Raw genomic sequence first — 13,485 nt, forward strand, 5'->3', positions numbered from 1 at the left:
TTTTTATCAATCAATCTTACCATTTCGGTTGAAACTTGGAAGATTAAAGCCTGGCTCTTTATGCATCCATATATAAAAAGCTCGACCCGTTAAATTCGCTTCAGGTACAAAGCCCCAAAAACGACTGTCCGCACTTTGGTCCCGGTTATCGCCCATTGCGAAATATTGACCTTCAGGTACGGTGACTTCCCAATCCTGTCCATTGCTTTTGATAAAGACGTCATTGGCTTTAGCAACAAATGGCACCAAGGCTTCAGCACCTTTTAACTGCGCAAACTGGAACTGTTCAACCAGTGGGTTACGCCCTTCCAAATAGCGGATCAGATGCTGATGCTCACCTAAGGTTTCTTTAAAATACAAAGCAGTCGGCGTATCTTGCTGGTCTTTCACACGTGAAAATTGTGTGGCAACTTTTGCAATTTGCTGACCATTAATCGTCAACTCACCCGCTTTAAACTGGATATGGTCACCAGGCAAACCCACTACACGCTTAATGTAGCTAATCGTAGGTTGTGGCGGATAGCGGAACACAATTACTTCGCCACGTTTCGGCTCGCCAACATTAACCACTTTGGTATTGACCACAGGTAGACGTAAACCATAATCAAATTTATTGACCAGAATAAAATCACCTGTCTCCAGGGTCGGTACCATCGAGTCAGAAGGAATATTAAACGGTTCATATAAGAAGGAGCGTAAGATCAGCACGACCGCCAACACTGGCCAGAAGTCATATGCCCATGTGATAAGAAAGTTTTCCTGATTCCGCCCTTTATTTGCACGTTGTTTAAATACAAATTTATCAAGCAACCACACCAGAAAGAAAATCAGTGTCGCTGGTACCAGAATCAAATTAAAATCAAAATCCACAAACCCTCTCTTGCAGTCTCACTGCTCGTTTTGCAGCTGGGTAAACCAGAGGTTTCCCCAGCCTCATTTCTTTATCTATCGACTTTCAATACAGCCAAGAACGCTTCTTGTGGAATTTCAACACTTCCCACTTGCTTCATACGTTTCTTACCTTCTTTCTGCTTCGCAAGAAGTTTCTTCTTACGTGAAACGTCACCACCATAACATTTGGCCAATACGTTTTTACGCATCGCTTTCACAGTAGAACGGGCAATGATTTGTGCACCAATCGCAGCCTGAATCGCAACATCATACATTTGGCGAGGAATCAGATCTTTCATCTTCTCTACCAATGCAATACCACGATGACGTGCATCCTGACGGTGGCAAATCATCGCCAAGGCATCGACCTTCTCGCTATTAATTAATACATCTACCTTAACCAAAGCTGAACTTTCGAAACGAACGAAGTTATAGTCGAGTGATGCAAAACCACGTGAACATGATTTTAATTTGTCAAAGAAATCCATGACCACTTCAGCCATTGGAATTTCAAAAGTAATGGAAACCTGATTCCCCAGGAATTTCATGTCTTTTTGAACACCACGACGTTCGATACACAGTGTCATGACGTTACCTAAATATTCTTGTGGCACAAGGATATGGCATTCGGCAATTGGTTCACGCAAGTCTTCAACTGTAGAACCATCCGGCATTTTTGATGGACTGTCGATATAAATGATATCGCCTTTCTTAGTCAAAGCTTCGTAAATGACCGTTGGCGCAGAACTGATCAGATCCAGATCGTATTCACGCTCTAAACGCTCTTGTACGATCTCCATGTGGAGCATACCCAAGAAGCCACAACGGAAACCAAAGCCTAATGCATCTGAACTTTCCGGTTCAAAGAATAAAGCTGAATCGTTGATCTGTAGTTTTTGTAGCGCTTCACGGAAGGGTTCAAAGTCACTTGAATCAATCGGGAAAAGTCCAGCATATACCTGTGGTTTTACCTTTTTAAAACCAGGCAAAGTTTCCACTTCCGGCGTAGAGGAAAGCGTGATGGTATCACCGACTGGCGCACCAAAAATATCTTTAATACCCGCAATCACGAAGCCAACTTCACCGGCTTCGAGGATGTCGGTTTCAGTATGTTTCGGATTGAACACGCCCACTGAAGTGACCGGATGAGTTTGACCTGTCGATTTAACCAGCATCTTGTCGCCCTTACGGATACGACCTTGCTTGATACGGACTAGGGAAACAACCCCTAAATAGTTGTCAAACCATGAGTCAATAATCAATGCCTGCAATGGTGCATCACGGTCGCCTTCAGGTGCTGGAATGACATCAACCAGACGCTCAAGCACACCTTCCACACCTAGACCGGTTTTTGCAGAACAGGTGGGTGCATCAGTCGCCTCAATCCCGATAATTTCTTCAATTTCGTGAATGACACGTTCAGGCTCGGCCTGAGGCAAGTCAATCTTGTTCAAGATGGGTAAAACTTCCAGCCCCTGCTCAATTGCGGTATAGCAGTTAGCAACCGACTGTGCCTCAACCCCTTGTGCAGCATCGACAACCAGCAAGGCACCTTCGCACGCGGCCAAAGAACGCGACACTTCATAAGAGAAGTCAACGTGTCCTGGGGTATCAATAAAGTTTAATTGATATTCCTGACCATTCGGATGGGTGTAATACAACGTCACCGAAGCGGCTTTAATTGTAATCCCACGCTCACGCTCAAGCTCCATAGAGTCTAATACTTGAGCTTGCATCTCACGATCTTGTAAACCACCGCACATTTGAATGAAACGGTCAGCCAGCGTCGACTTGCCATGGTCAATGTGTGCAATGATCGAGAAATTGCGTATATTTTTGATATCTACGGATTTTTTAGCTTGCGCCATGGGTTACCTTAAGAATATGTACACAGCAATCTAATCAATTAAATAATTGCCTATTGCTGCGAAAAATAATGTTTAAAAAGTTCGGCACAGTATAAGCACAACAATGTTAAAAATATAGTGTTAAAAGTATATGTGACCGAGACTACATCGCGATGCTGAAAAGCAATATTTAAGCGAGAAATTAATTTTCCCCACCTGAACCTGACAATTGCTTTAAAAAATGCTGCAGAGTTTGTGAGTGGTACAAGGCTAAGAATGGATGACCTGTCTTGGTGCCGTGCCATTCCATCCTTAATTTGATAATGCAAAGCTTGTATGACGAGTTGAGCAAGATTCGAAAACAGCAACAGGATACTTCACGGTATGTATTCAACAAGCGCATATCGAACCTGAGAAGAATTTTCTTCTCCGCCTGAAGTTTGGTTTATGCTTCCAAATGCTGATAATGAACAAACTAAACCACTTAAAAGTAGCAGGATGAGCCCCCTTCCAGAACAACTTAAAACCTATTTAACCATTTAATTTTTAACATTAATTTGGATTTACATAATAGAAATAAAAAATCAGAATCGCGAGCAAAATGCTGGCAAGAGTTAAATAGCATCCCACGGTATTAAAGCTTTTTACGAATTTTAAGATATCCATACTTCATGATTTTTAAAAACATTGTGATCATTATCACAGATTTTACTCAAAACAGTGAAATAACCTCCGATAAAAGCATCAATTAATCCGACCAGCTTTTTCGCTCGGTTTTACACACTTTTGATATTAAACATTCACGGTGAGAGCTATCAAAAATGCTCAATTGCGTAAATTTCGGTTTCAATGTCAGCCTTCAAGGCAAAAATGCATGGCTGAGCTATCGCGATAAATTTTCTCCCATACAAAAGCCGTACTTGATCAGTACGGCTTTTTCATCATCTTTTTTTAATTATTCAATTTTATGCCAGAACATCACGGTTAAATTAAACTCGGATTTAATTAAAAAAGCACAAGCAATCAGACCTAGCCCCACAAACAGGAGTGTCATATCAAAAACAACACTTCCGATTACAAGTACAATGCCTGCAAACAAGCACAGCAAATAAAAAACAACAACCCCCACGTTGTCATTCATCATGTTCCCCAAAACACAATCTAAGAGACTACAAAATAACCAATATACAAAAATTATACAATCAGCTTAATCTATTGAATTTTTCGCATAAGCTAGCGTTATTAAACGTTTTTTTAAGTGTTTAATCCGAGTTTAGGTTAATTGATTCACTATTTTTAAACTTAGCTTGATGAATTGATCGTAAAATGCTGCCCTCTGATCATTCATTTGCTGCTGATTCCTAAATTTATTCAGACTGCGTATATGAAATTGAAAAATCCATTGGATTTAAATCTGGTGAAATCGGTTGGTAAGCCTGAGTAAAACTCGGTGACATCCGTTTTGGACGTCCTGTTTCAATTTCAATACAGGCCCATTTGGTATTTCCCATAAACAGAACACTTTGGTCTTTCGGACGATAAAACGCATACTGACGGAAAGAATATAAGGCATTTATATCATCTAGCCATGTACGCAAGATGATGTGTTCACCTTCCAGAGCGGCTTTGCGATACTGCACATGATGTTCAACCGCGACCATTGCATGTTTAAGTTCCAGATACTGAGCAAGTCCTAACCCTAATGTTTCGATATGTGCTGCAGCGACATCCTGCATCCACTGGATATACATCACGTTATTGACATGGCCCAATACATCGATATGCTCAGGTTGAACTTGTAATTCCAAATCAAAAATCGTACTCATTTATCTGGCTTCTTTCATCAATCAAAACTCAGCTAGATACACTAGTCTAAACTGCAGTGTATTACAAAATAAAAAACCACCCTTTTCAGAGTGGTTTTGAGCAACCCTAGCAGATTTAAGGTAGACGTAAACCTAGAATTGCACGTTGGCCCTGACGGATAATGGTCACACGGGCAACACTATTCTTCGGCAAGGCACCCACCGTTTTAGCGAACATCTGACTGTTGGTAATCGCTATACCATTAACCTGAACAATCACATCCCCTGCGACCAGATTTGATAATGATGCAAGGCCACCACGTTTCACATCCTGAATCAGAATACCATTACGGATATCCAAACGCGCTTGCTCAGCCGCAGTCAGGTCTCGAATACTCATGCCTAAACCGCTGGTTGGATTATTTTTCTCAGCATCCGCAGCCGTATCGTCTGGTGCCGTCCCCAGTGTTGCAGAAATGGTGCGTGTTTTATCATCACGTAAAATTTCGAGCTGGACGGTTTGATTTGGCGCAATGCGATTCAATGAATAAAGTAAATCGCCTGTGCGTGAAATCGGCACACCATTGGCTTTTAAAATCACGTCGCCTGATTTTAATCCTGCTTTTTCAGCAGGTGATTTCGGTGCAACCTGTGTGATCAAAGAACCTTCCGGTTTTGGTAATTTATAAGCTTCGGCCAGATTACGATCGATGTCTTGCAGCATGATACCAAGATATGAACGTGTTACTTTACCTGTAGTCTTTAACTGTTGTACCACATCCATTGCAACATCGATTGGAATCGAAAAAGACAATCCCATATAACCGCCGGTACCACTGAAGATACGTGAGTTAACTCCCACCACTTCACCACGCTGGTTAAACAATGGACCACCAGAGTTCCCCGGGTTCAGTGCGGCGTCTGTTTGGATAAACGGTACTGAAGTTTCACCACTCATATTACGTGATTTGGCACTGACAATCCCCGCTGATGCAGAATAATCAAAGCCAAATGGCGAGCCAATCGCGAGTACAGGTTCACCGACGCGAAGCTGGTTAACATTACCAATTTTTAATTCCGGGAAATTGCTTCCATTGACTTTAAGTAATGCAATATCCGTACGTTCATCGCTACCAACAAGTGTTGCATCAATTTCACGGCGGTCATTCAGGATGATACTAATGCGGGAAGCATTTTCAACCACATGACGATTGGTTAACAAGTATCCGTCCTTACCAATAAAAAATGCACTGCCGTAGCCGGTTTTTTCCTGTGGTCCCTGTTGTTGCGGGATAATCACCTGATTACCAAAAAAACGACGCAAAATTTCCGGAACCTGTTGTTGTAATAACTCTTCCTGAGTCATTTTCTTGACCACATTGACACTCACCACAGCAGGACTGACCTGCTCAACGAGATTTGAAAAATCTACTGGCGATGCAGCATTGACTTGAGCAGCTGCTACCGTAAATACCGCAGCATACATTCCTTGTTGTAAATAGCGACTTTTCATGAAGCAAGAACCTACATACTGTTGATTAAAATAAAAGTTATGATCTATGTTTGTAGCATAACCCTAGCATTCTTTTCGTAAAAAAATGTTTATATTTTCAATGCATACAACCAAATAGAACAATAAAATGTGAATAAATTATGGAGCCTTTTCCAGATGTTCACCTTTCAATTAAGGTTTTATCTCGGACAGCTTAAGGCTAGATTAAAACCATGTATTGAAAGTTAATCGTTTTCTCATTCATACAGATGAGGCCAAATTAATCAATAAATAAATCACATTCGCTAAAAATTCACTCAATTTCAGGCAGATTGGCCCTTGCCTTTTTGACAAAAAAGCGGTGTCATTAGCGAACGTTTAAAACTGAAGCAGATTGACATGCCTGATTTAAAAACAATTCACCATTTTGATGTGATTATTGTGGGCAGTGGTGGTGCAGGTTTAAGCCTCGCACTCTCTTTACCAAGTCATTATAACATTGCAATTCTGGCAAAGGCGGCGCTGACGGAAGCCAGTACCTTCTACGCACAAGGCGGTGTTGCGGCAGTCTTAGACGAAACCGATTCTATTCAACAACATATTAATGACACCATGATTGCAGGCGGTCATTTGTGTGAGCTAGATGCAGTCAAACATACCGTCGAAGGTGGCAAACCATCCGTTGATTTCCTGCTCAAGCAAGGCGTGCAATTTACGCTAGATGAAGACGAACAACTGCATCTCACCCGTGAAGGCGGCCACTCCCAACGTCGTATCATTCACTCTGCCGATGCAACCGGCAAAGCCATTTCAACCACGCTGGTTGAACGCGCTAAAGAACGAAAAAATATTACAATTTTTGAAAATTATATTGCGATTGATCTAATTACCCTACACAAGCTTGGTCATCAACATCAAGCTAATCGTGCGATCGGCCTCTATGCTTTAGATGAAGCCAGCGAACAGGTTCATACTTTCTTGGCTCCATTTACTGCACTTGCCTGTGGCGGTGCAATGAAAGCGTATCTCTACACCTCAAATCCTGATATTGCGACTGGTGATGGGATTGCCATGGCCTATCGTGCCGGTTGTCGTGTCGCCAATATGGAATTTAACCAGTTCCACCCCACCTGTTTATATCATCCAAAAGCGCGCTCATTCTTAATTACCGAAGCGATGCGTGGTGAAGGTGCTTATTTACGTTTACCAGACGGCGAACGTTTTATGCTGCGTTTTGATGAACGTGCTGAACTTGCTCCACGCGATATTGTGGCACGTACCATTGACCATGAAATCAAACGTTTAGGTATTCGTCATGTCTGGCTAGATATCACCCATAAATCGCCAGAGTTTATTACTGAACATTTTCCGACACTGTATGCCCGTCTGCTTGAACTCGGTATTGATATCACCAAAGATATGATTCCTGTGGTTCCAGCAGCACACTATACCTGTGGTGGTGTAGTGGTCGATGAACATAGTCAGACTGATCTCGATGGTTTATATGCCATTGGTGAAACCTCTTATACAGGTCTACACGGCGCCAACCGTATGGCCAGTAACTCACTCCTTGAATGTTTCGTTTATGGCATGAGTGCAGCAGAAGATATTGAACAGAAGTTTGATGCTGAGTTTCAATTTCCAGATGTCCCAACCTGGGATGAAACGCAAGTCACCGATGCCGATGAAGATGTGGTCATCTTACAAAACTGGGATGAACTGCGTTCGACCATGTGGAACTATGTGGGTATTGTCCGTACCACCAAACGTTTACAACGTGCCTTACATCGTATTGAAATGCTCAAGCATGAAATCACTGAGTATTATCAGGATTATCGCGTTAGCAAGAACCTGATTGAATTGCGTAACCTGGTTCTGGTTTCAGAAATGATTGTACGCTGTGCGATGGAGCGTAAGGAATCACGTGGTTTGCATTACACACTGGATTATCCTGAACTCTCCAATGAAATTCGTAAGACGGTGCTCACACCGCCAAACTTTAAAGTAGAACAGCCGTTGGTGAATGAGTAATATTTATTTTAGACAAATACTAAATTAATAATTGGGCTGAATTACTAGATATAAGTAATGTTGGCCCAGCCAAAACTTGATTATTTATAAGGAACTGCGCACAAAAAAGTAAAGTTTTCTGTTGTCTTGTCTAATTCATATGAAAAATTATATATCAATATTATTGAATTAATAGGAAAAGGCAACCTAAAGCCCTTTAAAGTTATTTCCTCTTTTATCTTATCTAAATAAGAAAAACCTTCTAAAATTATCTCGAAATTACTAGTTAAATTATGGAAATCCTTTTCAATAAAATCGTCATCTACAAAATCTATTTCAAATTCTTTTGAAAAAATAGATCCTATAAACTCACCATCCAATGAATAATCATTAAATGTATAACTATTTAACGAATCATGAGAATCTAATACCCCCCCAAATAGAGACATAGTCATTTTTCTGCATCACTCATCACCTAATACAACATAAACCATCTGATTAAATATCAACCATTTGTTCTAAAAATTCTAAATATTTGGGATCATCTTCCATGAAAATATCGATGCCCCCTCCCATATAAGCTCGAACAAATTCATCTTGTGCTTTTTCCCAATTTTCTTGTTCAAAATAATACTGTCCTAAACGAAAGTGTATATATGGATTACCCAAACCATTTGGACATTGCAAAGCATTATAAAAAGCTTTGAAAGCTTTCTCATTATTATTAAGGTGTAAATGTGCATCACCTACTGCAACGTATATCCATGTTGCTGCTTCCCACTCTTGATGATTGGAAGGCAATAAAAGCAAAGCATCCAAATATAAATCCTTTGCTTCCTCAAACTGCCCTTCTGCAACCTGCTTATCGCCTTGTTTACATAAGTCCATAACATGTTGATAAACATTATCAGCTAATTTTTTCATAAAAAACCAACCAAACAGAAGTAAGCCATTGATAATTCGTTAGTTCACAATAATGGAAAATAAATTGTAATAAAACAGCTCTTAGAGCAGTTTTATATAATTTAATGCCTCTTCAAACACAACATCAGCATTTTGTGTTGCATCCAAACGTTTGATCCGTTCAGGCTCTGCTTGCCACAAGGTCTCATAACCCGCACGTACTTTAGCAAAGAAACTCAGTTTCTCTTGCTCAAAACGATCCAATGCCCCGCGCTCTCGCGCACGAGTCATGCCCAACTCAATCGGCGCATCTAACCAAAAGGTAATATTCGGCATTTTCGCCACAAAGGTTTGATTTAACAGTTGCAGCTTTTCCTGACTCAAACCACGTCCAGAACATTGATAAGCAAAGCTGGCATCGGTAAAACGATCACTCAGCACAATTTTACCTGCCTCTAATGCAGGTAAAACCACTTGCTGTAAATGCTGTGCACGTGCTGCATAAATCAATAACAGCTCAGTATCATGACTCATTTGCTCTTCATGATTTACTGCTAATAATAATGAACGAATCTGCTCAGCCAATGGGGTGCCGCCCGGTTCACGGGTCAACACCACTTCTTTACCTTGCTGTTCAAAGTACTGATGAATTTTACGAATCAGCGTAGTCTTCCCTACGCCTTCCGTCCCTTCAAAACTAATAAACATTATTCGCCCTGCTTTTTCTTTGAACGTAGTACAGTTAAATATTCTTGCACTGCACGATTATGGTCTTCTAAAGACGCGGTAAATTTATGTCCACCATTGCCTGTAGCAACAAAATAGATATTTTTGGCATCGTCAGGATGCATCGCTGCTTCAATTGCTTTCTTACTTGGCAAAGCAATAGGTGTTGGCGGTAATCCATTGATGGTATAAGTGTTATAGGCCGTTGGCGTACGTAAGTCATTACGGGTGATATTGCCTTTATAGTTGTCGCCCATGCCATAAATCACGGTTGGATCGGTTTGTAAGCGCATACCTATTTTCAGACGACGGACAAACACACCTGAAACCTGCTGTAGCTCACTATCCAGACTGGTTTCTTTTTCAATAATCGAAGCCATGATCAAAGCTTCATACTTATCTTTGTACGGTAAGTTCGGTGCTTTCTTGGCCCAGGCTTCATCTAATGATTTCATTTGACGGCGATATAAATCGGTTAAGATTTTCTTGTCCGTTTCACCTTTGGCAAAGAAATAAGTATCTGGTGCAAATAGACCTTCTGGGTGTGTATATGGAATGTCTAATTGCTTTAACAGTTCAGATTGAGGAAGGTCAAGCAAGGTATTAGTGACATTCGAATCTTTTCTTAAACTCTGAATCAACTGAGAAAATGTGGTTCCCTCAATCACCAAAATACGGTTCATCTGCGCATTATCTGCATCAGACAGCATATCCATGACCTGACGGACCGTCATGCCTTGCGTAATTTTATAAACACCTGCTTTCATGGTGTCATGAATCATAAACTTCTGATAGAGCTTTAAAACTATCGGAAAGTTCACATTATTTTCTTTGGCTAAACGATCAATAAAACGTGAATAGGTATCGCCAGAAGAGATGACCAGAAGTTGTTTCTTGCCTTCTACTGGATAAGCTTTGAATAAACTTGACCATACAATGCCAAAGATCACCAAAATAAAAACCACAATGGCGATCAAAAAGGCTTTAAAAAAAGAAAAACTGGATTTTGGTTTCGCTTTTGGCTTTTTCTTACTTTTGCTGGAACTAGGCGGCTTTGGCATATTAATCAATCTGGCTAAGTTTTAACGTTTCAAATAAATCAAGATAAGGTTGTTGCTCTAAACAACGGTCATGAAATCGAATCACCGCTTTCATCGGGTGCAATGCATTGCAGAAGAATAAACTCTGAATACGGCCAATTTCATTCATCTCAATACAACGCTGCTCACATTTAACCTGATTTTGCTGCATTCTCGATAGAATTTTGGCCCGCATCACACCGTGGACGCCATTATAGCGAAGTTCAGGCGTAATCCACCGATCATTTATACGAATAAAACAATTACTGCTCACCCCTTCAACAATAGCCCCCTGCACATCACTGACCAATGCTTCCAGCCAGCCATGCTGATCTGCCTCTTGCTTGAGTAAGACCTGCTCTAATCTATTTAATGTTTTCAGTCCAACCAGATGTGGCATATTCAACCCCAAGGCATGATTTAACAGGCCACTTTCAATCCATTCAGGTTGAAAAACCTGCGTCACTCTCGGGTAATACCAGACATAAATATCGGCTGCATGTAGCGGTAGACTATAGCCACGATCTCCCTCACCGCGGCTAATCACCACTTTTAAGGTACCATTCAGCATTGCATATAGCTGCTGTAAATGTACAAGTGACTTTTCAATCAAGGATAAATCGGCATCGAGGCTTAGGCTATTACAGGCCAGTTTTAAACGTGCAAAGTGCAACTCTTTTAGCTCAAAATTTCCGTGAAAAATACGTGCTGTGGTAAAGCAACCATCACCATAATGAAAAGCACGGTCTAATAAAGGAATGGCGTCAATTAACTGTCCATTTTTATAACACTGCATGATCTAAGCACCTACTCACTTAACAAGACCGCACGACCAAAAAGAAATAAATATTTGATTTTAAACAATTATAACAATTAAAAGAGTGAATTAAAAATGTGTTATATATCAATAATTCAGCAAAGCTTATCTGTTTTATCTATTTCTATATTTTTCATAACAAATTCGATTTTAATTATTTTTTTTGCAAAAAAACTGGCGTTATGCTGCGTACATATTCCAAACAGTGATTTAGTTTTTAAGGGGTTTTCCATGCGTTTTTCTCAAGTTAAAGTCGGCGTCATTGCTGCATTACTCTCAGTTTCTTCATTTGCGGCACAAGAGTTCTTAAATGTCTCTTATGACCCAACTCGTGAACTCTATACCGATTTCAACAAACAGTTCAGTACCTTCTGGAAACAGCGTACCGGTCAGGATATCGATTTTAAACAGTCACATGGCGGCTCAGGTAAACAGGCCCGTTCCGTGATTGATGGCTTAAATGCAGATGTAGTTACACTTGCGCTTGCAGCAGATATCGATGAGATTGCTCAAAATGCAAAATTACTCCCAGCAGACTGGCAAAAGAAATTACCGAACAACTCTACGCCATACACCTCAACCATTGTTTTCCTGGTTCGTAAAGGTAATCCAAAACAAATCAAAGATTGGGGTGACTTGGTTAAACCAGGGGTAGAAATCATTACACCAAATCCGAAAACCTCTGGCGGTGCACGCTGGAACTACTTAGGTGCCTGGGCATGGGCAAAACACCAGAAAGGTGGTAACGACGCCAAAGCTCAAGAATTTGTTCGTCAAATTTATAAACAAACCAAAGTACTTGATTCAGGTGCCCGTGGCGCAACTACAACCTTTGCTGAACGCGGTATCGGTGACGTATTGCTGGCTTGGGAAAATGAGGCCTACCTAGCCGTACGTGAGCAACCAGGCAAATTCGAAATCGTTACACCTTCTCTTTCTATTCTTGCAGAACCGCCAGTTGCAGTGGTTGAAAAGAATGCCGAGAAAAAAGGCAATCTACAAATCGCCCGTGGTTACTTGAACTACCTGTATTCACCGGCAGGACAAGAGATTGCTGCACGTAACTTCTACCGCCCACGTAATGCAGCGGTATTAAAGAAATATAGCAATGTATTCAAACCACTAAAACTTGTCACGATTGATCAAGAGTTCGGTGGCTGGACCAAAGTGCAAAAAACCCACTTTGATAATGGCGGTATCTTTGACCAAATCGTCAAACAGAACAGCACAGGTAAATAATTTACTTGACGGGTAAATAGGGAGAGCGGACATGATTCATACGGTAATTGTTCCAGGTGTAGGTGGTAGCGAAGCGCAGCATTGGCAGTCTTGGTTACAACAGCAACTCGTGTCTAGCTCTCGCGTTGAACAGAAACATTGGGATCTTCCAGTATTAAGTGAATGGATTGCCCAGTTTGTAAAAACAGTCGCAGCCGCGCCTGCGCCAGTGCAAATCGTGGCACATAGCTTTGGCTGCTTGACCAGCGTTGCTGCACTTGCTGAGCATCCAGAACTTCGGGCCAAAGTTAAAAACCTGCTTCTGGTTGCGCCTGCCAATCCAGCACGTTTTGGTGAAGCCGGCTTTGCACGTCATAGCTTGACAGACTATCAACAGTATTTTCAGCAGCTCAACATTGAGGTACCCACCACCTTATTGATTAGTGAAAATGATCCTTGGCTGGGATATGTCGATGCATTACAACTGGCCCAGGCATGGAAACTGACACCAATTAATTTAGGCGCTGTGGGTCATGTTAATGTTGCTTCCGGATTCGGTCCTTTTCCGGAAATCCTGAATTATCTGTTACCTGAAAAAAAGACGCAGTTCGTTGCCCGAATGAGTCAGGCAAACTTTAATCTGAAGTTTGCCTAAGTTCCGCCCCGTATTTTTAGTCATCGCATTATTTATTTGCTG

The 13,485-nt window shown here is 41.1% G+C and carries 14 protein-coding genes; 3 read left to right on the plus strand and 11 right to left on the minus strand.

From position 1 onward, the window contains the following. Positions 1-6: 6 nt before the first annotated feature. The 6 genes from lepB to ACINWC323_RS04230 form a co-directional block, all read right to left on the minus strand. Positions 7-870 carry a signal peptidase I gene (gene lepB, locus ACINWC323_RS04250; RefSeq protein WP_005284675.1) on the minus strand — a complete coding sequence of 288 codons (864 nt, stop codon included), beginning with the start codon at positions 868-870 and terminating at the stop codon, positions 7-9. Between the two features lie 71 nt (positions 871-941). After that, positions 942-2,759, minus strand: coding sequence for a translation elongation factor 4 (gene lepA / locus ACINWC323_RS04245; RefSeq protein ID WP_005229528.1), 1,818 nt, complete (start codon positions 2,757-2,759; stop codon positions 942-944). A gap of 531 nt (positions 2,760-3,290) precedes the next feature. Beyond that, on the minus strand, positions 3,291-3,404 hold the full coding sequence (locus ACINWC323_RS20560) for a hypothetical protein (RefSeq protein WP_009514844.1): 114 nt from the start codon (positions 3,402-3,404) through the stop codon (positions 3,291-3,293). A gap of 289 nt (positions 3,405-3,693) precedes the next feature. After that, the gene (locus ACINWC323_RS04240) at positions 3,694-3,879 is read right to left on the minus strand and encodes a hypothetical protein (RefSeq protein WP_005284672.1); all 186 of its coding nucleotides are present in this window, start codon (positions 3,877-3,879) and stop codon (positions 3,694-3,696) included. Between the two features lie 226 nt (positions 3,880-4,105). Then, positions 4,106-4,564 carry an acyl-CoA thioesterase gene (locus tag ACINWC323_RS04235; protein ID WP_005229525.1) on the minus strand — a complete coding sequence of 153 codons (459 nt, stop codon included), beginning with the start codon at positions 4,562-4,564 and terminating at the stop codon, positions 4,106-4,108. A gap of 115 nt (positions 4,565-4,679) precedes the next feature. Then, positions 4,680-6,056: a Do family serine endopeptidase gene (locus tag ACINWC323_RS04230; protein WP_009514777.1), complete on the minus strand. Its 1,377-nt coding sequence runs from the start codon at positions 6,054-6,056 to the stop codon at positions 4,680-4,682. 372 nt (positions 6,057-6,428) lie between these two features. Here ACINWC323_RS04230 and nadB point away from each other — a divergent pair, with 372 nt between their 5' ends. Next, complete coding sequence (nadB, locus tag ACINWC323_RS04225) at positions 6,429-8,066, plus strand: L-aspartate oxidase (protein WP_171062219.1); 1,638 nt, start codon at positions 6,429-6,431, stop codon at positions 8,064-8,066. An 80-nt stretch (positions 8,067-8,146) separates the two neighbouring features. Here nadB and ACINWC323_RS0119305 read toward each other — a convergent pair whose 3' ends face one another. The 5 genes from ACINWC323_RS0119305 to pabC form a co-directional block, all read right to left on the minus strand. Further along, the gene (locus tag ACINWC323_RS0119305; protein WP_249364869.1) at positions 8,147-8,500 is read right to left on the minus strand and encodes an immunity 22 family protein; all 354 of its coding nucleotides are present in this window, start codon (positions 8,498-8,500) and stop codon (positions 8,147-8,149) included. Positions 8,501-8,543: 43 nt separating this feature from the next. Then, complete coding sequence (locus ACINWC323_RS04220; RefSeq protein WP_009514609.1) at positions 8,544-8,969, minus strand: tetratricopeptide repeat protein; 426 nt, start codon at positions 8,967-8,969, stop codon at positions 8,544-8,546. An 81-nt stretch (positions 8,970-9,050) separates the two neighbouring features. Next, on the minus strand, positions 9,051-9,656 hold the full coding sequence (gene tmk / locus ACINWC323_RS04215; protein ID WP_009514557.1) for a dTMP kinase: 606 nt from the start codon (positions 9,654-9,656) through the stop codon (positions 9,051-9,053). Further along, positions 9,656-10,735: an endolytic transglycosylase MltG gene (mltG, locus tag ACINWC323_RS04210; RefSeq protein ID WP_009514523.1), complete on the minus strand. Its 1,080-nt coding sequence runs from the start codon at positions 10,733-10,735 to the stop codon at positions 9,656-9,658. Before mltG ends, tmk begins: the two co-directional genes overlap by 1 nt. Position 10,736: 1 nt before the next feature. Then, positions 10,737-11,549, minus strand: a complete 813-nt coding sequence (gene pabC / locus ACINWC323_RS04205; RefSeq protein ID WP_009514843.1) for an aminodeoxychorismate lyase — start codon at positions 11,547-11,549, stop codon at positions 10,737-10,739. 252 nt (positions 11,550-11,801) lie between these two features. Here pabC and ACINWC323_RS04200 point away from each other — a divergent pair, with 252 nt between their 5' ends. Then, a complete protein-coding gene (locus tag ACINWC323_RS04200) occupies positions 11,802-12,809 on the plus strand; it encodes a sulfate ABC transporter substrate-binding protein (protein WP_009514723.1) in 1,008 nt (335 codons plus the stop codon). Between the two features lie 31 nt (positions 12,810-12,840). Beyond that, positions 12,841-13,443, plus strand: a complete 603-nt coding sequence (locus ACINWC323_RS04195) for an RBBP9/YdeN family alpha/beta hydrolase (RefSeq protein ID WP_009514522.1) — start codon at positions 12,841-12,843, stop codon at positions 13,441-13,443. The last annotated feature ends 42 nt before the right edge of the window (positions 13,444-13,485 follow it).

The sequence above is a fragment of the Acinetobacter sp. WC-323 genome (genome assembly GCF_000314615.1).
Classification (GTDB): Bacteria; Pseudomonadota; Gammaproteobacteria; order Pseudomonadales; family Moraxellaceae; genus Acinetobacter; species Acinetobacter courvalinii.

Bases quoted from the DNA above. Each gene is read 5' to 3' on its own strand.
- lepA (WP_005229528.1), bottom strand. From the start codon at position 2,759: ATGGCGCAAGCTAAAAAATCCGTAGATATCAAAAATATACGCAATTTC.
- ACINWC323_RS04235 (WP_005229525.1), bottom strand. From the start codon at position 4,564: ATGAGTACGATTTTTGATTTGGAATTACAAGTTCAACCTGAGCATATC.
- ACINWC323_RS04230 (WP_009514777.1), bottom strand. From the start codon at position 6,056: ATGAAAAGTCGCTATTTACAACAAGGAATGTATGCTGCGGTATTTACG.
- ACINWC323_RS04195 (WP_009514522.1), top strand. From the start codon at position 12,841: ATGATTCATACGGTAATTGTTCCAGGTGTAGGTGGTAGCGAAGCGCAG.
- tmk (WP_009514557.1), bottom strand. From the start codon at position 9,656: ATGTTTATTAGTTTTGAAGGGACGGAAGGCGTAGGGAAGACTACGCTG.
- ACINWC323_RS04240 (WP_005284672.1), bottom strand. From the start codon at position 3,879: ATGAATGACAACGTGGGGGTTGTTGTTTTTTATTTGCTGTGCTTGTTT.
- ACINWC323_RS04220 (WP_009514609.1), bottom strand. From the start codon at position 8,969: ATGAAAAAATTAGCTGATAATGTTTATCAACATGTTATGGACTTATGT.
- ACINWC323_RS04200 (WP_009514723.1), top strand. From the start codon at position 11,802: ATGCGTTTTTCTCAAGTTAAAGTCGGCGTCATTGCTGCATTACTCTCA.
- ACINWC323_RS0119305 (WP_249364869.1), bottom strand. From the start codon at position 8,500: ATGACTATGTCTCTATTTGGGGGGGTATTAGATTCTCATGATTCGTTA.
- ACINWC323_RS20560 (WP_009514844.1), bottom strand. From the start codon at position 3,404: ATGGATATCTTAAAATTCGTAAAAAGCTTTAATACCGTGGGATGCTAT.
- mltG (WP_009514523.1), bottom strand. From the start codon at position 10,735: ATGCCAAAGCCGCCTAGTTCCAGCAAAAGTAAGAAAAAGCCAAAAGCG.
- pabC (WP_009514843.1), bottom strand. From the start codon at position 11,549: ATGCAGTGTTATAAAAATGGACAGTTAATTGACGCCATTCCTTTATTA.